This window comes from Metamycoplasma sualvi (assembly GCF_045276925.1).
Classification (GTDB): Bacteria; Bacillota_I; Bacilli_A; order Mycoplasmatales; family Metamycoplasmataceae; genus UBA710.
This window is the reverse complement of the sequence record NZ_CP174167.1, coordinates 463,492-488,938: the sequence shown is the minus strand read 5'-3', so window position 1 is coordinate 488,938 and position 25,447 is coordinate 463,492. Positions and strand designations below refer to the sequence as shown.

Genomic DNA, 25,447 nt, shown 5'->3' with positions numbered 1-25,447 from the left:
CATAATTATAATAATTTTTCTACCAAATTTTTCATTAAACAAATCACTGTTAAAGGTCCCACGCCACCAGGAACTGGACTAATTGCTTGAACAATATCTTTTACATCTTCAAAGTCTACATCTCCATACATTTTATTGTCTTGAATAGTTATTCCTACATCAATAATGATTGCTTGATTTTTTACATTATTTTTTTTAATTAATTTCGGCGATCCCGCAGCAACTATTAAAACATCATAATTATTAGCGTGTGATATGCCTATTTTTTTATTTGTTGAATCTACATGCGATGAAAAATAAGATAATAATTTTTTTGTGGGTTTACCAACTAAATCTGATTCACCTATTACTAAAATTTTTTTGTTTTTTATATCTATTTCATAAAAATCTAGAAGGATTTTAATTGCTCTTGCTGTAGCAGGTATAAATAGAGGATTATCATCATTATAAAATTTACTTAAATTAATTGAATTACAGCAATCAACATCTTTAGAAGGATCAATTGAATCTAATATTCTTTTTTTGTTTAAACTTGATGGCAGTGGAAGTTGAACAATAATTCCATCATATTTTGGATTAATTTGATTAATATAATTAATAATTTCATTTTCTTTGATATTCTCATCAAATTTTATATGTTGAGTTGTAATTCCTAATTCATTTGCTTTTTTAATTTTATTATTAATGTATTTATTAGATTCTTCTAAGTTACCAACTTGAATAATAGCCAAACTTGGTTTTTTTGGCAATGAAGAAACTATATTTTTTAGTTTTAATGATTCAATTTCTGCAACTTTTTTTCCATCTAAAATTTTCATAAATTATAGTTTTTTTAACTTTCTTTCTATTTCCATTAATTGTTTTTTATAATTTTCATATTTATTTTTTTCTTCTTCAATTTTTTCTTTAGGAGCTTTGTTTAAAAAATTAGCATTAGATAAAATATTTTCACTTCTTTGAATTTCAGCATTTATTTTTTTCAATAATTCTTGTGTTTTAATTTTTTCTTGCATTTTTATTGTTTCATTTAATTCGATATTTACTAATAAATCGTTAATAGTAAATAGTGCATCTTTATTTTCTTTAAAATTAGCATTTGCTACTTTATTAACTAATTCTATAATTTCTTTATCATTAATATTTACTATTTGATAATTAACAATCTCTTTATTTGATATGTTGTAAATATTTCTTGCTTCTCTTATTAAAGAAACAGTATCTATTACAGTTTGTATTTTATTTTCTTGACCTATTGATTTTAAATCAAATTCATTTTCTAGCAGTTCTTCATTAAAAATTTCAAGATATAAATGATCTGTTAAAAATGGTAAAAATGGGTGAATTAAAATTAATAAATTTTTTAATACTTTTAAACAAACATCTTTATTTTTGTTAACTTTTGAAAATTCTATATATCAAGATGAAAAATCATTATAAATGAAATCTGTGATTTCTTTACCAATTATTGTAAATTCATATTTATCTATTTTTTGATCTATAGATTTTTTTAATTTTAATAAAGAATTAACAATTCATATATCTGCTATACTTTGATTTTTATTAGAATTTGTTGGCATTTGTTTTATATATCGAGAAATACTTCAAATTTTGTTACATAAACTTCAAGCACTTTTCAATTTTTCAATTGAAAAGTTAATATCTAAACCAGGAGAAGAATTTGTTAATAAATATCATCTTAAAGAATCTGATCCATAATTATCAATTACTTCCATTGGATCGATTCCATTCCCTAAAGATTTAGACATTTTTCTTCCATTTTCATCTCTTATTAATCCATGAATTAATAAATTCTTAAATGGAATTTGATTTTGGAAATATAAACTGAAAAAGTACATTCTAGCAACTCAAAAGAAGATAATATCATATCCTGTTACCATTAATGAAACAGGAAAATATCTTTTTAATTTTTCACTTTCATTAGGTCAATCTAAAAAAGATAAAGGAGCCAGTCCTGATGAAAATCAAGTATCTAATACATCTTCATCTCTTGTTCATCCAGTTCCTGGAGATTCAATTTGTACTTTTATTTGATCACCTTTATATCAAGCTGGAATTTGATGCCCTCATCATAATTGTCTTGATATTGTTCAATCATAAGCATCATTCATTCATTTTTTTAGCACTTCTTCAAAACGTTTAGGGAAAATTTGAACTTTATTTTTAGTTTTTAAATTATCTAAAACTAATTGTGAAAATTTATCCATTTTCACAAATCATTGTGGCATTACTAAAATTTCTATAACTGCATTACTTCTTTCAGAATAAGATACATTATTGATAATATCTTCTACTTTATCAATGAAATTGTTATTCTTTAAGAATTCAAAAACTTTTTCTCTAGCTTCTTCTCGAGATAAACCCTTAAAAGATAATGCATTATCATTCATCATTCCTTTTTTATCAATGCATTCAATTATTTCTAAATTATTTTTGTTAATAATTTCAATATCATCTATTGCATGAGCACTAACTTTCATAAATCCAGTTCCAAATTCTATATCAATGTGTTCATCGGCAATAATGGGTAATTTCTTATTAGTAATTGGATTAATAACAAATTTACCTAATAAATGTTTTTTGGTTTGATCATTTGGATTGATTGCAATAGCTACATCTGAAAATAATGTTTCAATTCTTGTTGTTGCAATTACAATAAAATCTTTAGAATTATCTTCTAAAAAATATTTTATGTAATACATTTTGGAGTCAGTTTTTTGATTGATAATTTCAATATTAGAAACAGCTGTTTCTAATATAGGATCTCAACATATAGCTCTTTTTCCACGATATATTAGTCCTTTATTATAAAGTTCTATAAAAACTTTATTAACTGCATCATTTGAATTTGGATCTAAAGTAAATTTTTCACAATCATAATTTAAAGCAAGTCCTAATTTATTTCATTGTTCATGGATGTGTGATGAATATTCATCTTTTCATTGATATGCTCATTTAATAAATGCTTCTCTACCAATTTCATATTTATTAATATTCATTTCTCTTAATTTTTGTTCTACTTTTGCTTGAGTTGCAATTCCGGCATGATCAGTCCCTGGAACAAATAATACATCATAGTTTTGTAATTTTTTATATCTAATTATTGTGTCTTGAATATAACTATCTCAAGCATGACCTAAATGTAATTTACCTGTAACATTAGGAGGGGGCAAAATAATTGAAAAAGGTTTTTTATTTAAATCGTTTTTTATAAAATACTTTTTTTCAATTCATTTTTTATTTTTATCTTTTTCAACAATATTATGATTATAATTAATATCCATTTTTCACCTTATTTTTTATATTATATTAAAAATATAAATGGTAATGAAATGATTAACAAAATAATTCCATAAGCAATAATATATCATGATAAAAATTTTGATATTTTCTTATTGCTTATTTTTTGTTTTTCATCATCAATATTTAAAATTTTCATTTGCATTTTTTCATATTTTGTTAATTTTTCATTATTTTCTTTTTTTATTTGAAATAGTTTTTTTAATTTATTAAAAGTATCAAAATTAGAAATATCTAGAATAATAATAAAAAATCCTAAACAAATATAAATCAAAGCAGCAACTGACATCCCATCTGCTCAAGATTTATTTAATGATATAAAAATAAAAATAAAAGGAATTACTAGTAACGAAAAAATAAAAGCATAAATTATGCATTTATTATTTTTTATAATAAATTTTTTAATTTTATTCCACATCTATTATCAAGAACTCCTGGCTATTAAAAATAGTTGAATTATCATTACTTTCATTAGCTATTGAATAATCTCTTTGTTTTGTATTAGAAATCTCATCAAAAGAAATTTTATTTTTTAAATTATTTAATTCTTCAGTTGAAATAGTCATTTCTGTTTTATTAGGAATGACCTTTGACCAATCATATATTTGATTAACATTTCCATAAATAACATGCTTATCATTAATTTCATAATAATCATATCCGTGATGATAATCAATAAATTTGTTAAATGAATCAGGTGTAGGTCTAAAGCCTGTAGGTTTTAATCCAAATGCTTCTAAAGAGACATCATAAATAGGATTTTCAAAAATATTTGCTGTTTTACCAAATTCAATTTGTTTAGATTTATCTATTATTGATATTTCATCTGCAGCATCCTTGGCATGTAAGATATTGGATTCTATTAGAATTCATTTTTTATTTGAATTCATAGTTAAGATATTATAAATTTTTAAAAATTCTAATGAATCATTATAGTTCAAATTTGAAAATAAATTTTCATAAATAGTTATTTTCTTTCCATCTAATAATCCAATTATTAAGTAAAAAACATTTTTTAAAATATTATCTATTTTTCCTGAACGTTTTAAATAATCAAAAATAGAAATATCTATATTTTTAGAAGATTTAAAAATAGAATATCTTGAAATTACGATAATTTCATTATCTTGGGTGTACCGAGATATTTTAGTTTTATTTTTAAAAAATAGATTTTCTAATATTTTTGAATCATTAGCAACAAATTTATAAATAGTTTCAAATTTAGATGCTTCATTAAAAAAATTATGATCTTTAAATTTTCTTTGTTTTGAACTTGTTTCAAAATAAATATTTTGTGAAATTGCATTTTTAAAATCGATAAAATCAAAAATTAATTTGTTGTAAAACTTTTTTCTATTTTCATATATTTTTTTCTCATCTTCTATTGATTGATTAATAACATTTAAATTATCATTCATTTGGTAGAAAGCTAATTTATTTTCTCAATCAATCTCATCTCATAAATCTTGATACTCAATTTTTATGCTTTCAATGTTAGATTTAATTTCATTTCGATCATTTTTGTCAATATATCCCTTTTGATAAGTAGTATTATGAGTGCCTGTATTATCCTGATTAGTACTTTGATTCAACAGATTATTATATTTATTCATTATTAATTTTAATTCTTTTTTAACATCTTTTTTAACATAGTTAATAATCATTCTTTTTAATTTACGAACATTCTTGATTTCTTCATTATTAAAAATATTTTCTTTTTCTAAAAACATAACATATTCTAAATATTTTCTTTCAAATTCTCTGTAAAATAATTCAATGTTTTCTTTTGATAATGATGATAAACCAATCATATTTTTTTTAAATATTTTTAAAAATTCAAATGTAAGTATTTTTTTAGAAAATAAATTTAAAAAATCTATTGATGTCTTTTTTTTGTTATCCATTTTTTTAATTTCATTTGAATAATATTTGTATTTATATTCAAATTCAAATATTATTGAATCCAAAATATTTTTTGCAAAAGCTTTTGCAATATTCTTTTTAATATTTTCAAATTTTTCATTAAAAACAAAACTTGATGTTTGTTTTTTTATCTTTTCTAATGATTTATCATAAGTTTCAAAAATATTAGTTTTTTCAATTAATTGTTTTGCTTTTTTTTGGATACTTATATTTCTTTTTTCATCTATTTTTTCTGTAAATTTCTTTTTGTAAAGTTCTATTAACATTATATTTCTATCAATTAATAGATTAATTCTATTTTTTAAATATTTAACATGAGACAAAATAAAATCATCATATATGATGATTAATTCATCAATATTTCTTTGGCTAGATTTTAACTGATTAGTTAATTTTTCAATGTGATTGATTGCTTTTTTAATAAGAATATTGACTGCTCGATAATATGACAATTCAATTCTTTTATAACCAGAAATTTTTAACATTTTAATATTTTTGTCATATTTATTATTTGTTTCAATTATTTTAGTGATAATATCATATTGATTCTTTAAAACTTCTTTTTCAATAATTTCAATTACTCTAGTTTTTGGATTGGCATTATTAAAAATATTTAAATCATGAAAAGAAAAACTATCGCTCAAACTAGAATTTAATGGATTATGAATTTTCCCATTAATTTTAATTAAACCGCTATAAGAAATATTATCATTTGTAAACAGAGAAATAAATGCTCTTTTTTCTACACTATTTTTAAAATATACAGTATGTGTTTTAGAATCCATTAGTGAGAAATTTAAGTTTGATATCAAAAAAGAATCTTCTTTTTTGCTTTTATTTAAAGTTACATTTATTATTTCAAGAACATTTTTTTTAAAACTCATATTTCTAAATTATAAAAAAAATTTTAAATATTTTGTGGTATATTAATCTTTTCAGGAATTTTTCTTAAAATATCTGTTTTATGTTTTTCTAAATAATCTAAAATGCGTTTGAAAATTAATTCTTTTTTAATATTTCAATTTAATAAACTAATTCTTTGAATTGGATATTTTTTAATAATAAAAAAGTTTTCAATATCTTTATCTAAAACATATTCATCATATGATCTTCAATATTTATATGTATCTAAGAATATACCTACAACAAATTGTTTTGTAGATTTATTAATAATAGCTACAGGAATTTGTAATGTTCCAATTGAATAATTAATTACAAAATCAAATTTAGAATTAAAATCTACAATATCTTTTTCTAAATCAGCTTGAATTGTTTGGATTAGGATATTAGTTAAATTATCAATTTTAATGCCTACATTTGTTTTATTGATCAATCTTTCATTTTCTTCATTTTCTGCAAGTTCATTTTTATAATATTTATAATTTTTTCTTTCTTCTTCATTCATATCCAAGAATTTCAATCATTCTTTAAAAATTAATATATCTTCAGAACTATTGTTAATTATATCTTCACTATTTATAGATTTAATTACAATCATTTTATCTTTTGCTCTTGAAGTTGCAACATTTAAAGCATTTTTTCCACCTGGTTTTGCAACATAAGTAGCATGTAATTTTGTATTTTTATCATAAGCAATAGAAGCAATTAATAGATCAGCTTCATCTCCTTGAATGTTTTCAATATTTCTAATTAATATTTTTTGTGTATTAATAGCTTGTTCTAATTCTGGATGTGATTCGATGATTTTGGTTTCGATTGCAAGTTGTTGAGAAGCATTAAAAGCTAAAATAATAATTTTTTTGAATTTATTTATATTAAATAAAGTTTGTTTAATAACTTCATCTATTTCTTGATCATTCTTAGAATTTTCTCATGCTCCATTAACATTAATAACTTCTATCGGTAAAGAATCATTATTTTCTTTTCAAGTATCAACAACATCTAATTCACCTTTGTAAAAAATTTGGGAATTAAATGTCATTAATGATGCAAATGAAGAACGATAATTTTTATCTAGCAATAACGCATATACACCTTTTGCTACAGCGTAATCTAATAAAGATTCAATTTGACCAAAAGGATTTTCTTCATTATCTAGTTTGCTAGCAAATCATTTAGAAGGTTGCATTTGTTGATCGTCTCCTGCTAATATTTTTATTTTAGCTAAATATAGAATAGGAAGTCCTTTTTCTAAATAAATTTGTGAAGACTCATCTAATAAAGCATAATCGAATTCTCCTTTTGTCCATGATTGTAAATCTGTTTCAGGAGTTGTAATAATAATTGGATAAATTATTTTAATAATAGCTGCATGTTTTTTAATAAATACAGCAGGATCTAGAGAAGCGGCTCTAACATCTAAAGCAAATTCATTATATTTTGCTTTAAGAGATAAATCAAAATTTTTAATCTTTTCTATTATTTTTTTAGCAATTACTATTTTTAAATTATTGTGGTCATTAATTCATGATTTATTTTTGCGATTATTATTATTTTTCAATAAATTTAATTTAGCTCATAACTCTTGATTAATTTTATCTTTATTAGTTAAGAAATGATCTAAATCAATAGATTTATCAATAAAATTATTTGTAATAATATTAATTTGTCGTTTTATATTTTTTGAAGAATATTGACTTTTGTTTTTTTGTAAGTCATTATGTTTGATAACATATTTCACCATTTTATTTTTGTTTTTAAAGTTTTTTAATTCTTCAATATTAAATTTAATATTATGATCTAGCATCATTAAGTCATTTAGTGATTCCTTGTTATATCCATTTGATTGATCAAATTCAGAGAATAGAACAATATTTTCTTCTGCTAATTCATTTTTCATAATAGAATTTGTTAGTTTCATTAATTCTTTTTCTTTATCGGAAATAATTTTGATCATTCTTTCTTCAGCATTTAAATCAAAGTTTTCTAAAAAACTAATATAACTTTTTATTAGCTCATAAAATTTCTTTTTATTCATTTCTCGATCATTCAAAATGAATAGACAAAAAATTTCCAATGATTCCATTCTATTTTTCAATACTTCTAGAGCAGCTTTTTTTTGAGAAACAACTAAAGCTGTTTTGTTAAACATTAAAACATTTGTCAAAATATTAGTAATTGTTTGAGATTTTCCAGTTCCAGGAGGACCTCAAATAATTGTGTTTTGATTTAATGCAGACACAATGGCTTTATCTTGAGATAAATTTGAATGAACTATTTTATAAAATCCAAAGTTTTTTTTAAAAATAGAATCTGTTATTGTTTTTTTATAAATATTTTTATCAAATTCTACTTCAAGAATATCATCTAAATGACCTTCATTTAAGATCTTTAACATTAATTTTCTTAAATATCCCCCTGTTGGTTCAAAAAAACCTAAAGAGACACCAGGTCAAATCATAACTGTATTATTATTAATTTCACTTTCTTTAAAATTAGGAACAAATCCTTTTAAAGTTTCTGGAATTTTAAAATTTTGTGATCAAGAATTTTTAATAACTTCAAATAATTCTTTTATTGACATTTTTGAATAATCTGCATCAACGTTTAACAAGAAATTATTAGATTCTAAAAAGTATATTAATTTTTCATTAATTTTAATATCACCTATTGAAACAATAGATACCATTGAGTTATTTATTTTGATGTTTACCTCTTTAAAAAACATTGGAGCTTGAATCACTTTGTTATCTATTCTCAAAGTAATATATATAAATCCTAAATGAATAGGTCATAAATTATTTTGTTCATTTAAAGCTCTAGCTTTATTAACAATTAATTTTCATTCAAAAGAAAATTTTTGTCTGTTAATTTCCATTGATTTTATTAACTCATGTTTAACTTTTTCAATAGATACATCATTTTTTTTTAATAAATTATTTAACTCATCAGGAATTTCTTCATTAAATGCTTTATATAAAGATATTAATTCTTCAATTGAGTTGCATTTTAATATTTGATTAATAAAATATTCATTATTAATTTGTGTTAAAGGTAAATTGAAATCTTTTTCTGAAATAATTTTATTAAACAAACTATCGCTGAATTTTTTTTGAACATCAAAAATGGTTTTATTATTAACATTAGAAAAAATACATGAATCATTTTTTGTAATATTCAATAAATCATTTAATATTTTTTTATATTTTTTGTTTACTTCTTCCATATCTTAATAATTATAAATATAAAATACATTTTGTTTTGAAAACGAATTTTCATAAAAATCACTATTACAATATAATAGCTAATCATTGATATAATATATAGTATGAATACATTTTATGATTTAGTTAAAGCTACCCCTGTAAATTTTTGAGACAACATCAATTTTTCAGACCCTATTGTTATTTTAGGTTTTGGACTTTTAGGAATATCTATTGTTCTTCCTTTTATTATTTTCATTATAAAAGTTATTTATAAAAAAAGAAAATTGAGAGAAAATTGAGCTTTAAGTAGAGCTGTTCGTATATCATGATTATTGGGTGCATTTGTTTTTGTTGCAGGGTTTATTTTACTAATATTAAAAATATTAAATATTTTTTAATTATTCGAGAATTTTTTTCTTAAAGTAAAACTTCACATTTTAAATTTATTTGGGGTTGCTTCATAAATTACTTGATCATTTTTACTTATTTTTAGATGAATAGAACTATTTTGATTAACATATTGATTAATGAATAATGAATCTTGATATAAAGGATCTGTATGATCATTTAAATCTTTATTACAATTATTACTAAAATTTCATCATCAAATATAATTAGGATCTGTAGGTTTTTCATTATAATCTGGCAAATCACAAGTTGGTTTGTAATTTGTTCCAGTATAAGCTATTTCAATTTTAATTTTATCTCCAGTATTTACTGCCACACTTCTTTTTTCGGTATAAGGTTCTGCTGATTGAAAATAGTAATTGTTTTCAGTTTTGTTATCTTTTATTATTCCTTCTGCAACAGCTGTAAAACTTTTTCCATTATTTTCATTAGTTCCATAATAATTTATTTCAGAAAAATTATCACTAAACATTTGATATAACTCAAATCTTGCTAAATACATAAAATCTTGTTTATACACATCTCAAGTTAAATTTTTAAGATATGTTGAATATTGACTTCTAGATGTTAATTTAATATCACTAAGTAGAAATTTTTCCAGTTTTCCTTTATAAGAAGCCGCTCCAGTAGGAGTAGTTAAAGTAGCATTAGGTTGTTTATCTAATTCTCCTATTAAAGGATTATCTTCTTTAAAATCATTAAGTACAAGAGTAATATCTCTGGAATTATCAGTTCCATATTGTACAATTGAACCTAATATTGTTAAAGTTCTTGGATTTTTAAAATCAAAAGAACCTTTTTGAACTTTTATTACAAAAGAATAATCTGCTAATTCAGCAAAACTTCCAAATTTTTTATAAATATGATCTAAATTGAATTCAAAATAATCTCTTGGAAAAAATGAATCATTAATTGAGGCATTATAAAATTCTTTTGCAGTTATTTCTTTGTAGTTGTATTTTGGGTTTGTAGAAGGAGTTACTTTTATTTCTTTGCAAACTTCATCAAATAAATTATCTATGATTAAATATGGAATATTTACAGTTTGAGAAGTTTGGGTAATAGAAACAACAGATTGCAATGTCAATGTAATTCTAAAAGAAAAACTTTTATTACTTTCATTCATTTGATAATTATTAATATTTAAATTAAAATTATCATTAATATCAAATAATAATCTTAATTTTTCATTAACAAGATCTTTACTGATTACATCTTTTGGATAAAATCCTACATAACAAGAACTAGAGTTAGTGTTAATATAATTTATTTTATTGGTTATATATTGATTAGCAGTTAAAAAATTATTTACAACAATTTCCTTACTAATCATTTCGCTATCTGTAGAGCTACTTGTAGGTTGTGAAATTGTTAAAAGAATTTTTAACCATCCTCCTTCTTCATTTATTTCGGAAACCATATCAATATATAGAAAACCTGAGTCAAATAAATGATGGATATCTACATCTCCAGTTACTTCAATGATACTTTCAATATTTTCATTTATAAGTTTTTCCAATTCTAAAACATAGTATGCATTATATTCATCATTAATTAAAGTTTTCATTTCACTTGGTAATAAATTAGAAAAAAAATCTCCTCCATTAATAGTGGTATCGCCACTTTTAAAATTAATAGTATAAGTAGTATAAGTATTTTTCTTAAAACCAGTAAAAGTTATTTGTTTATTCAATGCTATGTTATTGAATAAAAATTTTAATTCAAATCTAATTTCTTGATTAATTCTATCTTTTTGGATGTTATTAACAACTAAAGCATTTATAAAAATATCTTCTTCAATATTTCCTTCAATATTAAATAATAAATTTTTATTTCTAATTACTTGATTTTTAATTCATCTTTCATCAATCGTAACATCACTAACAAATTTTTCAGGATCTCCTAAATTAAATCTTGATTCATTTGTAAAATTGATTGTAAAGTCAAGATTAGAACTATTTCTTTCATTACAACTAGTAATCATTATAGGTGCTATACTAGTAATTGAAGCAATTGATAATACACTTAATTTCTTTTTAAAATTCATATAAAACCCTTTTTTATTTTTTTGCCTATTATTTTAATACAAATTTACTTAAAAATATAAGAAAGATAAAAGTTATTTTTTTTATAAAATTCATATATAAAATTTTATATAATTTAAAAACATATTATTATTTTTAAAATTAGAATACTATTATGGAGAAGTAGCTCAGCTTGGTAGAGCACTTGGTTTGGGACCAAGCGGTCGCAGGTTCAAATCCTGTCTTCTTCACCATTTATTTTTGGGGGGGTAGCTCACTTGGCTAGAGCGCCTGCCTTGCACGCAGGAGGTAGAGGGTTCGACTCCCTTCCTCTCCACCATGGCACTATAGCTCAGTTGGTTAGAGCGTTCGGTTCATACCCGAAAGGTCAAGAGTTCGACTCTCTTTGGTGCTACCATATCAAATATTTGCAAAAAAAAGTTGATGGTCCTATAGCTCAATTGGTTAGAGCACCCGGCTCATAACCGGTAGGTTCCAGGTTCAAGTCCTGGTGGGACCACCATATAAGGGCAAATACCCAAGTCTGGCTGAAGGGACTAGTCTTGAAAACTAGCAGGGGCTTCACGGCCCGCGGGGGTTCAAATCCCTCTTTGCCCGCCATTTAAAAAGATATTTTAAAAAAATAGATTTTTACCTAAACAGATGTTAATTGTTAATTAACATCTTCACATCGCGGAGTAGAGCAGTTGGTAGCTCGTCGGGCTCATAATCCGAAGGTCGTAGGTTCAAGTCCTGCCTCCGCAACCATATGTCTTGATTGCAAATAGGTGTATTTAAAAAATAAGGTTCGATTCCTTGTCAAGACAAATATAATATACAATTATTATTAGTGGTCCAGTGGTAAAGTGGTTTAATACGCCTCCCTGTCACGGAGGAGATCGCGGGTTCGATCCCCGTCTGGACCGCCATAAGGCTCTGTAGCTCAGTCGGTAGAGCAACAGATTGAAGCTCTGTGTGTCGCTGGTTCGATTCCTGCCGGAGCCACCATTTCATGTTAATTAATGACCTACCTAAAATGATCTTAAATGATCATTTTTTTTATTCTTCTTCTCAAGTAAATTGATATCCTAAAATTCTAACAGTGTCTCCTTGTTGAATTCCTTGATTGATTAATTCTTTTCATAATCCAATGTCTTTTATTTTTTTATTAAATCTTAAGATATTGTCATAAGTATTTAAAGGATTTCTTTGATAGATTTCTTCAATTTTTTTACCTGTTACTTCGTACATTCCTTCATATAATTTTTCAACTTTAAAATCATCTTCTAATTTAATATAAATTTCTTCAATAGGTTTTTCACTAGGTATTATTGTTTTTGCATTTTGATATAAAATAAACATTTTCTTTTTTAATTGATCTAAATCATCGAAATTAAGTGCTGAAATGCTAATAATAGGTAGTTCAGGATATTTTTTAATAAATTCTTGATAATTAGAATCAAAATCAGCTAAATCTTTTTTATTAGCAATGATTAAAAAATCTCTTTGAATAATTTCTTTATTAAATTCCTCTAATTCTCTTTTTAGAGTTTCAAAATCATTAATAGGATTTTTATTGGCATCACCAAAATCTATCACAAAAGCAATTAATTTACATCTTTCAATATGTTTTAGAAATTGAATACCTAAACCTTTTCCCATTGCAGAACCTTTGATTAAACCAGGTAAATCTGCCACTACATATGAATGATCTTGATATTGAACTAATCCTAATTGAGGAACTAAAGTAGTAAAAGGATAGTCGCCAATTTTTGGTTTGGCATTTGAAATTAATTTCAAAATAGTGGATTTACCAGCAGATGGAAGACCAACTAAACCTATGTCTGCTAAAACTTTTAATTCCAAAGTAACTTTTTTTCTCTCGCCTAAAGTTCCATTTTCACAAATTTTAGGAGCAGGATTAGAAGAAGATTTAAATTTACTATTTCCTCTTCCTCCTCGACCACCTTTTGCAATTAAATATTTTTGATCATCAACAATATCGCAAATAATTTTATTATTTTCATATACTAAAGTACCTAAAGGGACTTTGATGATAACATCTTCTCCTTTAGCTCCATACATATTTTTTGTCATTCCATCTTGTCCATCATTTCCTCTAATATGTTTCATGATGTGAATTGGTAATAGAGTATTCATTCCACTATCACCTTGGAAATAGATATTTCCACCATCTCCACCATCTCCACCAAAAGGTCCACCCTTTTCTACACGATGTTCATGACGAAAAGAGATGATTCCATCTCCTCCCTTACCAGCGATAACTTCAATATTAACTTGATCAATAAATTTCATAAGATTATTATAATTTATGAATGTATTTTATCTAATAATAAATTTGTTTTTGTTTGATCTAAATGCAAATCTTCTTTATAAATATATTTTTTATAAATATCTTTTAAACTTGAAATATCTTTATTTAATAGACCATCAAAGACTACTTCGCCTTCATTTAAAATAGTGCAATAAGTTGCATATTTATTCATTTCATGTAAGTTATTAGAAACAATTAAAATGGTTTTTCCTTTATTTTTCAGTTCAGTTAAATATTCATAAATTTTTTGTTGGTCATTATAATCTAAGTAAATTTCAGGTTGATCTAATATTAATATATTAGGTTTATCAATTAAAGCTTGAGCTAAAAACGCTTTTTTTATTTCTCCAGAAGATAAGGAATACATTTTTTCATTTTTGTTTTTTTCTAAAGTAAACTTACCAATAATTTTATTAATTCTATTGTCTAATTTTTCAATAGAAGTTGTGAATAAAGCAAAATTGGCAATATAATCTTTTAATTTTATTTTTTTTGAATAATTCATAGTTTCAGGAACAAAGCCAATCTTTTTATTAGCACTTAATTCATAGTTTCTTCTATTATTAATTAAAATTTCACCTTTAATTTGATCTTTGGGAAAAGCACAAACAATTGATTTAATAATAGTTGTTTTTCCACTTGAACAAGGGCCGGTTAAAAGATGAATTTCACCTGGATAAACATTAAAAGAAACATTTTTTAAAATATGCTTATGTTTATATTTTTTATTTAAATTTTTAATTTGAATAGTTGGTGTTTTGTTTTCAGGTTTTTGTCCAATAATACCAAGTTCAACAGTTTCTTCTTTAATAATCTCATTTTCTTTTTCGATTACTTCTTCATCATGCAATAAGATATTTTTAATTTTGGGTTGATTATTTATAGCAGTTTCTACATTAACTTTATCTTCATAATTAACTTTATCTTCATAATTAGCATTATCTTCATAATTAACATTATCTTCATAGATAAAGCTTGAACTAATATTTTCTTCTTTTTTAATTTCTTCATCAGCCAAATTATTATTTTTAGAATCTAAAATTTTTTTTAATTTTAATTTATATTCTTCTCAAGAAATTTCTTTATTTTCTAATTCCTTCATTAAATTAAGTATTGCTGTATCTAATATTGTCATATTATTTTAATTCCTTTCTATAGTAGATTAATGAACTAAATACAAATACTAAAACAGCAATCGATGATCAACTAATAGCCAACATTCAAGGTTCATCTAATTTTTCTTCATCATATGTTGTGTAATAAGATTGATTTTCTGAATCAAAATTATAATAAGTACCATCAATAAATGTTGAAGCAATATTGTAGTAATTTGAATAACTACTTAAATTATAAAAAGAATGATTAATATGGTCTTGTTCTACATTAGTTCTTGCTATTTTTAAAATACCTGACATTGGATTAATATAATCCATTGCTAATAAAAAATTGTTTGCTTGAATATTTTTATTAATAAATGATTCATGTAATAACTCAAAAATGAAATTTGCATTTTGATCATTGATTGAAATTACTATATCTTTATTTGCATTATCTTTAAAAACAATATTTTGAAATACCAATTTATTTCTAGGTCCTGCAACAAAACTTTTATTGTTACTTGGTAAGAATGAAATATTAGCATAATTTGTTGATTGACTAGTATCAGTAGCTCCTAAACTTCGAAATTGATCAATATTGCTTGTTACAGCATTATTAAATGTATTATTAATTTGATCAATTGGAGTTGAAGTGATATAACTTGTAGATACATTAATAAAATTGGCAATTACATATGAACAAGCAAAAACAGTTGCAGGAATTGATCTTCCTATTTTTGTTCCAAAAATAGAACCTAAAAACAAAACCATGGAAGAAACAATTAAGAATGTAATAAATTGAGCTCCTAAAGCCCCTACTGTTAATAATAAGAAATTATTTGGTGTTAAAATTCTTGTAATCAAAAATGAACCAATATTAATTAAAAATGTGTTAATAAATGAAATAGCAAATCCAAATATTAATAGAAATGTACTTCTAGCTGCTCAAATTTCAAATCGATTAATTGGTTTTGTGATAATAATAATCTCATCTCCATCATTTCGAGAATCTAAAAAAATCTGAGCTGATTTTACAATTGTTTGCACACCTATTGCAATACAAGACAAAGAAATTTCAATATAAAAAATATAATCTAATATGTTAGATTGTTGGAAATCTTTAATGAAAGATGGTAATAGAGAAACAATTAAAAGAATAATACAAAAGAAAAAAAAACAAACATAAGTAGAAACAGATTTAAAAAAAATTCTACTTATATATTGCATCATTAATTTATAAGATTGATAGTTAAAAATTTTTTTCATTGCTTAATTATAACATTTCTATTTTTAATTTATTTTGCAACTATTACAACTGCAGGTTTAATAATTCTTTCATGTAATTTATATCCACGAGAAATAACTTTTATAATTTCATCTTTTTGATATCCAGCTTCTTCTATAATTTCTTGAGCAAAATGCAATTCTGGATCAAATATATCTTTTACTTTAGGTTCAATAATATTAATTCCATTATTTTCTAATATAGAAAATATTTGATCTACTAACATTTGAAAACCTTTAACATATGCATTGATTGCAGGATTATCTGAATTAGAACCAGAGCTAACAGCAAGATATAAATTATTAATAGGATTTAAAATTTCTTCTAATAATTTTTGAGTAGCAAATTTAGATTTATGTTCAATATCTTCTTTTGCTTTTTCTTTAATTTCATTTTTTAATTTTTCCACTTTTTCAGCAGCATTTTTAGCCATTTCTTCTGCTTTGGCTTTATAAGTAATCATATGCAATTCTTTTTCTTGCTCTAATTTAGTAATTTTGTCTAATAATTTTTCATTTTCTTTTTTTAATGATTTAATTTCTTGTTTTTCTGTTCTTTCTTCTTCATTAGTTGATGTTTCTAGAATTTCTTTAGTGCTATTTTTTTGTAATTTTATAACATCAAAAATTAATTCATATTCACCTTTTTCAATATTACGATCTAAAATAGTTGTTTTTGTATCTAAATTAACACTAATCTTAAATAATTTATCAGTTGATAAATCAATACCAATTAACTTTTGATCAAAATCAGCTAAAATTTCATCTTTTCCTAATGTAATAGTAATATTATCTTTTTTAAATTTTTTTCTATCTTCTACTCTTTCAATGATTAAATTAAAAATTAAAATATCATTCAATTCTATAATTCATTTATTGTCTACATTATTCATATTACTCTTCTTTCTCTTTTTCTGTATATACATCTATTTTTGAATCAATAATTTCATTTGTGTACTTTTCTATTATATTAAGAATATTTTTAGCTTTTGCATAATTCATTCGTGATGGACCAATAACTGATACGTCTTTTACTTCGCCATTAAAAGAAAGTCTTTTAGAAATGATCGAAGTATTAGAAGGCAATATTTCTAATTTAAGATTTTCTTCTAAATAATTTTTTTCATTAATTGATTCTCAAATTGATTGTTTTTCAATTAATTCAATAATATTTGCAAGTTCTTCTCTTTGAATATCATCTGATTTTATTAAATGTGATTTACCAAAAACTTTATTATTAGATCTATTTCTATAATTATTAAAAATATTATTAACAAATGCTTCAATTAATTCTTCATAATTTTTAATATTTTCTTTTAATATTGGTTTCAATGTTTCAATTGAAGATGCTATTTCAATTAATTTAACATTATATAAACGTTCTTGAAAAATTCTAATTGCTATTTTTAAATCATTAATATTTAATTTTTTAGTTGATAATGTCAATTCTTTAGAATCAACGATTCCTCCGGATGTTATTAATACAATAATTGCATCATGATTATTAATTGGAGTAAAGTTAATTGACATTAACCGCTCTTCTTTATTAATTTGAGAAGTAATAACGGTCATTTTAGTAGCTTCTGAAATAATTGAAACAGCTTCATCAATGATTTTATCAATTGAATTTCTTCTTTGAGCAAAAATATCTTTAATTTTAATACTTAATTTATCTTCATTTGATGAAGTTAAATACTTTGTGTAATATTTATAACCTTTAGAAGTTGGTATTCTTCCACTAGAAGTATGTGATTTTTCAATCATTTCTTCTTTTTCTAATGCTGCCATGATATTTCTAACAGTAGCTGAAGAAATAGATAAATTATATTTTTGAATTAAAAACACACTGCCAACAGGTTTTGATGAAGAAACATATTCTTCAACAATATATTTTAATATCTCATCTTTGTTTTTTGATTTTTTATTCATAACATAAATATTAACTAAAAATAAGAGTAAATGAACTCTTATTTTTTTTATTATGTAATATTATTCTTTTTCTTCTACATCGGCTTTAATTGGACCATCATTGTTTTCATCTTCTTGACTAGCAGCTTTATTTGCTTGTTGATTAGCAAACATTGCAGCAGCTTGTTCAATTTGGTCTAATTTGGTTTTTAATTCTTGAATTTGTTTTTTTTCAATCATTTCTTTCAATGAAGCAATTTCTTTTTCTGATTGTTCTTTCATTTTTGGATCTAAATCTTTAGAATCAGTTATTGATTTTTCCATTTGATGAATTAAAGATTCAGCCCTAATAATAGTAATTCTTTCTTCTTTTCTTTTATCATCAGCTTCTTTATTTTCTTCAGCATCTTTTACCATTTTATTAATTTCTTCTTCAGATAATCTTGAAGAATTTTGAATAGTAATTGTTGCTTCTTTATTATTCTTTTTATCTTTAGCTGTAACAGTTGTAATACCATTAACATCAATTGAGAAAGAAACTTCGATTTGAGGTACACCTCTAGGAGCTGGATCAATACCGCTTAAATTAAATTGACCTAATACTTTATTTCCTTCTAATACTTGTCTTTCCCCTTGAACTACAACAATAGAAACTTCTGTTTGATTATCAACTGCAGTTGAGAAAACTTGAGACTTAGTTACAGGAATGGTTGTATTTCTTTTAATTAAAGGAGCAATAATATCACCTTCAGTTACAATTCCTAAAGTTAAAGGAGTAACATCTAATAATAAAACATCTGAAACATCTCCAGCTAACACTCCGCCTTGAATAGCAGCACCAATTGCTACCACTTCATCTGGGTTAATTGTACGGTTAGGTTTTTTACCTAAAGTATGTTCTACCATTTGTTGTACAGCAGGAATTCTTGTTGAACCCCCTACTAGTAAAACCTCATTTAAATCTGAAGCTTGAATTCCAGCTTCTTTTAATGCATCCATAATTGGTTTTCTTGTTCGATCAACTAATTTTGAAGTCATTTTCTCAAATTCTGATCTAGTTAACTCTAATTCAACATTTAATGGACCTTCAGGTGTAATTGCTAAGAATGGTAAGTTAATTGATGTAGATTCTGAACCTGATAATTCAATTTTAGCTTTTTCAGCAGCTTCTTTCAATCTTGACATTGCCATTTTATCTTTTGAAACATCAAAATTATTATTTTTCTTAATATTTTCTTTAATTCAATCAACAATTGTATTATCTCAATCATCACCACCTAAGTGATTATCTCCACTAGTTGCAAGAACTTCAAAAGTACCATCTGATAATTCTAAAATTGAAACATCAAATGTACCTCCACCTAGGTCATAAACAAGAATTTTTTGTTCTTTATCTTTTTTATCAATTCCATATGATAAAGCAGCAGCAGTTGGTTCATTAATGATTCTAACAACATCTAATCCTGCAATTTTACCTGCAATTTTAGTTGCTTCACGTTGATCATTGTTGAAATATGCAGGAACAGTAATAACAGCTTTTTCTATTTTTGAACCAGTTTTTTTCTCAGCATATTCTTTTAAATACATTAAGATGTAACCTGATACTTGTTCAGGGCTTAATTCTTCTTCTTTTCCATTAATGTGAACTTTAACTTTTTCATTAGTTCCCATTAATCTTTTAATAGAAGCAATAGAATCTGGATTAGTTTCTAATTGTCTCTTAGCAATTTCTCCAACAATTCTTTCTCCATTTTTTCATGCAACAACAGAAGGAGTTGTTCTTTTACCAGAAGGATTTTCTAGAACAATTGTTTCTTTTCCATCCATTACAGCAACAACTGAGTTTGTTGTTCCAAGATCAATACCAATAATTTTTTCTTTAGCCATAACATATCCCTTCCAAATACAAACTAGTATTTAATTTATTTAAATTAATTATTTTCATTTTATTTCAATATTTTAACATAAATTTAGCACTTAATAATAAAATATGCTAATTTTTTTTATTTTATTTTTTATTAAAAAAGATATTTATTAATAAAATTAAAATTTAGAATATATCTTAAAAGAAAGAAAGATTAAAAATATGAAAGAAAAAGAAATAAATATTGAAAATATTAAATATGTTTTTTTTGATTTAGATGGAACTTTATTGAACTCAGAAAAGAAAATTTCACAATTATCATTAGAGACAATTAAAAAATTAAAGTCATTAGGTATTGAAGTTTCAATAGCTACAGGTAGACCTTATTATTTTCTTCCTAATGAAATTAGAGCTATTAATCCTAAAATACCAGTAATTTCTTGTAATTCAGCTTTAGTTTATGATCCAATAAAAAAGGACGTAACTTCTGTAAGTAATATAACAAGTGAACGAACAAAAGATATTTATGATGTGTTAATTAAAAATAATGGTTTATTTTTAATTTATACTATTGACAAAATTTTAATGTGTAAAGATGAGCAAAAAAATCCTGAATCAAAATGATTCAATGCTATTAAAAACATAAATAATAATTTAGATCCTCAAGATCAAGTAGAAATAGTTTCTATTGATACAACAAAACCATTTGATATTACAAAATATAATGTGATTAAGTTTTTAATTATATATTCAGAAATTCCAAGTGATAACTATCATAATATTGAAAATAAAATTAATACAATGAATGATGTTTATATTGTTAGATCACAGAATGAAGTTTTTGATATTATGCCTAAAGGTTTAACAAAAGGTGATGGATTACAAATATTACATAATAAAGGAATTATCGATTTAGAAAAAACATTAGTTTTTGGTGATGCAGAAAATGATTTAAGTATGTTTCAAAAAGCTAAATGATCAGTTGCTATGGGAAATGCTCAAGAAAAAGTAAAAGAAGCAGCAACTTTTATAACAGATTCTAATAGTAATGAAGGTATTTACAATTTTTTTAAAAAATTATTTAATTAGTTTAGCAATTTCATAAGCTGCTTTTGCATATGTTTGAGTAAGTTTTTTTAAACCTAATTTAATATTACCAAAATAGCGAATAATAAAAATTACTACATTATTTAAATTGTTTATTTCAATAGCTCTAATAATTGGCATAGATGCACAACCTTTAGGTTCAGCAGCATCAAAACCTCTAATTTTAAATTCATTATTATTTGATAATTTGAATCCATAAGTGATGTGTTTGGCTTTCTTATGCTCTCTTTTTAATTCATCTAAAATATTTTCAATTTCATTTTCATTGTTAATAGAATATGCAAGAGCAATAAATTTTGATTTTTTAACTTCTATAAAATATGTTGCTTGAGCTAAATGCATAATTACTAAATTTTAAAAAATTAAGAACGATATCTTTTTAAATTTTCTATTTCTTTTTTTGTCAATAAACGATAAGAACCTTGTTTTAAATTATCATATTTTATTCCGGCAAAACTCACTCGATCTAGAGCTAAAACATTTCTCATTAAATGTTCAAATATTTTTTTCACATGATGATAAGAACCTTCTCACAAATAAACAAAATATTCATTATTTTTAATATGTTCTATTTTTTGTTTGGAACTTTTATTATTTATTAGTAATTTATTATTATTTAAAAATAATAAATCTTCTTTTGATAATTGTTGATCAATAGTTACATGATATATTCTTTCAATTTGATAAGAAGGATGTGTTAATCTATTTGTTAATTCTCCATCATTAGTAATAATAATTACTCCTGTTGTATCGTAATCCAACCTTCCTACAGAAAACAAATAATCTTGATCATTGATTAGTTCAAATATGGTTTTTCTTTTGAAATTATCTTTTAAAGAACAAATAGTATTTTTAGGTTTATTTAATAAATAATACTTTTTTTCATAGTTTCTTTTGATAGTTTTACCATTTACCAAAATTACATCTTTTTCACTTATTTTTTGACCTAATTTAGCTAATTCTCCATTAATAGTTACCCTTTTTTGATTTATTAATTCTTCAGCATTTCTTCGAGAGCAAAAACCTATTTCAGATAAGTATTTATTTATTCTAATTAGCTTCTTAGATTCCATAATAAAAATCCTTTTAAAATTAATAATAAAATATATTTTATTATGATATTATATATAACTTGGTTATATTATAGTAATATAAAGATTTAAATTAATATTAGTATTAGTAGTATGAAGATTTAAATTAAGATTATTATGACATCTAATCAAAATTATTACATTTGTGAGATTTAATCAAATATTACATTTTTGATATTTAATCAAATATTACATTTGTAATTAATTCAAAAAAATAGAAAGGTTGTATTTAAAGATATATGACAAGTGCAAATGTCGAAAATGTATCTGACGTTAAAGGCAAACGTCGGAACAAAAAAGTAAGTACAAAAACAGGTGGTGGAGCCAAAGCGTTTTTGTCTAAACTTTCAGGTGCTTTCTTGCTTCCTATCTCTGTTCTTGCTATTGCAGGACTACTTTTAGGAGTTGGAGCAACCATCGAAGGTAATTCAGGTGGTAATGAAGGATTAAGAATTTTTGGTAGTTTTATCAAACAATTGGGAGATCCTTTATTTGGAGCATTACCATTATTATTTGCTGCAGCTCTAGCTGTCTCATTTACTGAAGAGGCTGGAGTCGCGGTTTTTAACTCAATTATTGGATATTTAATTTTTTCTGCATTGCAATCAGTATTTATTAAAACTAATGCAAGTGGAGATAAAGAACTTTTATTTGGAGGATGAGGATTAAATTTCTCAGACCTTAATTCATTGTTTGGAACATCATTAGGTTTCACATGTCTTCAAACATCAGTATTTGGTGGAATAATTGTTGGATTCTTAGTTCAATGAGCATACAATAGATTCCATACAATTCAATTACCTCAATTTATTGCATTCTTTTCAGGAAAAAGATTTGTGGCTTTTGTGGTAATTGCTTTAATGATCCCTTTAGTATTCATTTTCTTATTGTTATGACCTTATGTAGGTTTTGCTTTTAACTGATTTGGTGAAAATTCAGGTAAGATTCCATTTGGATTTGACTCATTCATCTTTGGTTTCATTGAAAGAAGTTTAGTTCCTTTTGGATTACATCATGTATTCTATTCACCATTATGATATACAGCAGCTGGAGGAGATGTTGGGGTTCAATTAACTAACTGATTAAATCAAGGTAATTACATTGAACATAACCAATTAGTAGAATTAGCTACTCAATTAAAATGTCCTACTGAAGTAATTGAAAATATTAAATTAAAGACAGGGTTAACATCTATAGATAGTAATGGTTTAACTTTAGTAACTATTGCACAAAATTCATCATTAAGTTTAGCAGGAACTGTTCAAGGAGATTCAACAACAACAGTAGCAATGGTTGGGCTTGCATCAAATGTTATTAATTATGCTAATGCAGGAACAGGAGGAGGAACTAATGTTGTTCCTAATTCACTACCATTATATGACTTTATTTCAAGTCAATTAGGAATTAAACTAGGAAGATTTTTAGATGGTAAATTCTCATTTATGCCATGAGGATTACCATTTGCAGGGTTAGCTATAGTTTTAGCAGCTCCTAAAGAAAATAGAAGCATTGCTTTAGGGGTTGTATTACCAGCATCACTTACTTCATTTGTAACAGGAGTTACAGAACCTATTGAATTTACATTCTTATTCTTAGCCCCTGCATTATTCTTTGGATTCCATGCTTTCATGTGTGCTCTAGCATTTATGTTAGCTAACTTGTTTAATGTTCATATTGGAATGACATTCTCAGGAGGTTTCTTAGATTTAGTTATCTATGGAATGATTCCAGTTCTAAAAGGAACTAACTTCTGATGAACAATTGTTGTAGGTGCCGCATATGCTCCAATCTACTTCTTTGTATTCTACATTTGAATTGTAAAAGCAAACTTACCAACACCAGGTAGAGGTGGAAATACAAAATTATTTACTAAAAAAGATTATCAAGCAGCAAAAGCCGGAGAAACAGAAGCTCTATCTCAAGTAGGATTAGATCCACAAGCAATTAAAGTTATTGAAGCATTTGGTGGAAGACAAAATATTGTTAAAACAGCTAACTGTGCTTCAAGATTAAGATTTGATGTTGTGGATTCTTCAAAAGTAAGTGAATCTGCACTAAAAGAAGCAGGTGCATTTGGAATGAGAAAAACATCAGATACCCATGTTCAAGCAATTTTTGGTCCAATAGCAGAATCATTAAGAGTAAAAATTGATCATGCATTGAAAAATCCAAATGATGTGGTAGCAACTACAAATGCTTCAACTTCATCAACTAAAGGAGCGACAAACAATAATATTGTAAGACCTGATTTAAGCCAAAATGCTAATGATTATTTAAGATTTATTAATTCATTTGGTGGTCAAACAAATATTAGTAAAATAACTTTTGCAAACAATGTTGTTACTTTCTACTTGAAAAATGAAATTAATTTAGATAAAGAATACAATGTTTCATTATTCAATAACTCATCAATTACTATTAATAAAGACCAAGTTAAATTAGGATATGATAAAGATCCTGAATTAACAAAAAGATTATTGAATCAAGTTAATGATGAAATTAAATCTAAAAATGAAAACATTTTTGCTCCAGTAGAATTAGGTAAATTAAAATCATTATCTTCATTAAATGATGGTGTATTTTCAGATAAATTAGTTGGAGATGGATTTGTTGTAAGTCAAATTGACGGAAAAGTTTATGCTCCAATAAGTGGTGAAATTATTTCAACCTTCCCAACTGGTCATGCTTATGGAATTCAAGCAAAAAATGGATTAAATGTTTTAGTTCATATTGGTATTGATACTGTAAAAATGGAAGGAAAAGGATTTAAATCATTTGTAAAACAAGGTGATTTTGTAAAACAAGGTGATTTATTAGCTGAAGTAGATCTAAACTTATTAAAACAAAATAATTTAATTACAGATGTTATTGTTGTTGTAACAACAGATTCAAAAGTTTTCCCTCAAGCAATTAAATTAAATGAAGGTGCAGTTGTATCTAAAAAAGATGTTATTATAAATAAATTCAAATAATTTTCAATCT

17 protein-coding genes and 8 tRNA genes are annotated in these 25,447 nt (G+C 24.3%); 11 read left to right on the top strand and 14 right to left on the bottom strand.

Annotation, left to right across the window (positions count from 1 at the left end):
• Positions 1-5 precede the first annotated feature (5 nt).
• Genes ACJA29_RS02390 through ACJA29_RS02370 form a run of 5 tightly spaced genes read right to left on the bottom strand, consistent with a single transcriptional unit; the run spans position 6 to position 9,367 of the window.
• Entirely contained in the window at positions 6-818 is an 813-nt protein-coding gene (locus ACJA29_RS02390; RefSeq protein WP_406602312.1) for a bifunctional 5,10-methylenetetrahydrofolate dehydrogenase/5,10-methenyltetrahydrofolate cyclohydrolase, read from the bottom strand.
• 3 nt (positions 819-821) lie between these two features.
• A complete protein-coding gene (locus ACJA29_RS02385) occupies positions 822-3,302 on the bottom strand; it encodes a valine--tRNA ligase (RefSeq protein WP_406602311.1) in 2,481 nt (826 codons plus the stop codon).
• 20 nt (positions 3,303-3,322) lie between these two features.
• Entirely contained in the window at positions 3,323-3,736 is a 414-nt protein-coding gene (locus tag ACJA29_RS02380) for a DUF3899 domain-containing protein (RefSeq protein ID WP_406602310.1), read from the bottom strand.
• Complete coding sequence (locus ACJA29_RS02375) at positions 3,726-6,125, bottom strand: hypothetical protein (protein WP_406602309.1); 2,400 nt, start codon at positions 6,123-6,125, stop codon at positions 3,726-3,728. The genes ACJA29_RS02380 and ACJA29_RS02375 overlap by 11 nt, the downstream gene beginning before the upstream one ends.
• 23 nt (positions 6,126-6,148) lie before the next feature.
• A complete protein-coding gene (locus ACJA29_RS02370; protein ID WP_406602308.1) occupies positions 6,149-9,367 on the bottom strand; it encodes an AAA domain-containing protein in 3,219 nt (1,072 codons plus the stop codon).
• A 102-nt stretch (positions 9,368-9,469) separates the two neighbouring features.
• On the opposite strand from ACJA29_RS02370, the gene ACJA29_RS02365 reads away from it, so the two are divergent.
• Positions 9,470-9,745 (top strand): hypothetical protein, encoded by a 276-nt coding sequence (locus tag ACJA29_RS02365; protein WP_406602307.1) that lies wholly within the window; start codon positions 9,470-9,472, stop codon positions 9,743-9,745.
• Here the strand turns inward: ACJA29_RS02365 and ACJA29_RS02360 are convergent.
• A complete protein-coding gene (locus ACJA29_RS02360) occupies positions 9,742-11,802 on the bottom strand; it encodes a hypothetical protein (RefSeq protein WP_406602306.1) in 2,061 nt (686 codons plus the stop codon). The genes ACJA29_RS02365 and ACJA29_RS02360 overlap by 4 nt on opposite strands.
• Before the next feature lie 154 nt (positions 11,803-11,956).
• On the opposite strand from ACJA29_RS02360, the gene ACJA29_RS02355 reads away from it, so the two are divergent.
• The 8 genes from ACJA29_RS02355 to ACJA29_RS02320 all read left to right on the top strand — a co-directional run bounded on the left by ACJA29_RS02355 (position 11,957) and on the right by ACJA29_RS02320 (position 12,787).
• Positions 11,957-12,033: transfer RNA gene (locus tag ACJA29_RS02355), tRNA-Pro, on the top strand.
• A gap of 9 nt (positions 12,034-12,042) precedes the next feature.
• Positions 12,043-12,119 (top strand) — tRNA-Ala (locus tag ACJA29_RS02350).
• Between the two features lies 1 nt (position 12,120).
• Positions 12,121-12,197: transfer RNA gene (locus ACJA29_RS02345), tRNA-Met, on the top strand.
• A 28-nt stretch (positions 12,198-12,225) separates the two neighbouring features.
• A tRNA-Ile gene (locus ACJA29_RS02340) sits at positions 12,226-12,302 on the top strand.
• A 5-nt stretch (positions 12,303-12,307) separates the two neighbouring features.
• Positions 12,308-12,400 (top strand) — tRNA-Ser (locus tag ACJA29_RS02335).
• Positions 12,401-12,471: 71 nt separating this feature from the next.
• A tRNA-Met gene (locus tag ACJA29_RS02330) sits at positions 12,472-12,547 on the top strand.
• 84 nt (positions 12,548-12,631) lie between these two features.
• Positions 12,632-12,708, top strand: a tRNA-Asp gene (locus ACJA29_RS02325).
• Positions 12,709-12,711: 3 nt separating this feature from the next.
• Positions 12,712-12,787 (top strand) — tRNA-Phe (locus ACJA29_RS02320).
• 51 nt (positions 12,788-12,838) lie between these two features.
• On the opposite strand, the gene obgE is transcribed toward ACJA29_RS02320, so the two are convergent.
• The 6 genes from obgE to dnaK are packed head-to-tail and all read right to left on the bottom strand — an operon-like array spanning position 12,839 to position 20,290.
• Positions 12,839-14,095, bottom strand: coding sequence for a GTPase ObgE (gene obgE, locus ACJA29_RS02315; protein WP_406602305.1), 1,257 nt, complete (start codon positions 14,093-14,095; stop codon positions 12,839-12,841).
• Positions 14,096-14,109: 14 nt separating this feature from the next.
• Positions 14,110-15,249, bottom strand: a complete 1,140-nt coding sequence (locus tag ACJA29_RS02310) for an ATP-binding cassette domain-containing protein (protein ID WP_406602304.1) — start codon at positions 15,247-15,249, stop codon at positions 14,110-14,112.
• A gap of 1 nt (position 15,250) precedes the next feature.
• A complete protein-coding gene (locus tag ACJA29_RS02305; RefSeq protein ID WP_406602303.1) occupies positions 15,251-16,477 on the bottom strand; it encodes a hypothetical protein in 1,227 nt (408 codons plus the stop codon).
• A 29-nt stretch (positions 16,478-16,506) separates the two neighbouring features.
• Positions 16,507-17,388 carry a nucleotide exchange factor GrpE gene (locus ACJA29_RS02300; RefSeq protein ID WP_406602302.1) on the bottom strand — a complete coding sequence of 294 codons (882 nt, stop codon included), beginning with the start codon at positions 17,386-17,388 and terminating at the stop codon, positions 16,507-16,509.
• A gap of 1 nt (position 17,389) precedes the next feature.
• Complete coding sequence (gene hrcA / locus ACJA29_RS02295) at positions 17,390-18,424, bottom strand: heat-inducible transcriptional repressor HrcA (protein WP_406602301.1); 1,035 nt, start codon at positions 18,422-18,424, stop codon at positions 17,390-17,392.
• Positions 18,425-18,484: 60 nt separating this feature from the next.
• The gene (gene dnaK, locus ACJA29_RS02290; protein WP_406602300.1) at positions 18,485-20,290 is read right to left on the bottom strand and encodes a molecular chaperone DnaK; all 1,806 of its coding nucleotides are present in this window, start codon (positions 20,288-20,290) and stop codon (positions 18,485-18,487) included.
• Between the two features lie 199 nt (positions 20,291-20,489).
• Here dnaK and ACJA29_RS02285 point away from each other — a divergent pair, with 199 nt between their 5' ends.
• Positions 20,490-21,356, top strand: coding sequence for an HAD family hydrolase (locus ACJA29_RS02285; RefSeq protein ID WP_406602299.1), 867 nt, complete (start codon positions 20,490-20,492; stop codon positions 21,354-21,356).
• On the opposite strand, the gene ACJA29_RS02280 is transcribed toward ACJA29_RS02285, so the two are convergent.
• Complete coding sequence (locus ACJA29_RS02280; protein WP_406602298.1) at positions 21,345-21,716, bottom strand: YigZ family protein; 372 nt, start codon at positions 21,714-21,716, stop codon at positions 21,345-21,347. The genes ACJA29_RS02285 and ACJA29_RS02280 overlap by 12 nt on opposite strands.
• A gap of 20 nt (positions 21,717-21,736) precedes the next feature.
• Complete coding sequence (locus ACJA29_RS02275; RefSeq protein ID WP_406602297.1) at positions 21,737-22,447, bottom strand: pseudouridine synthase; 711 nt, start codon at positions 22,445-22,447, stop codon at positions 21,737-21,739.
• Between the two features lie 257 nt (positions 22,448-22,704).
• Between ACJA29_RS02275 and ACJA29_RS02270 the strand changes: the two genes are divergently transcribed.
• Entirely contained in the window at positions 22,705-25,437 is a 2,733-nt protein-coding gene (locus tag ACJA29_RS02270; RefSeq protein WP_406602296.1) for a glucose PTS transporter subunit IIA, read from the top strand.
• Positions 25,438-25,447 lie beyond the last annotated feature (10 nt).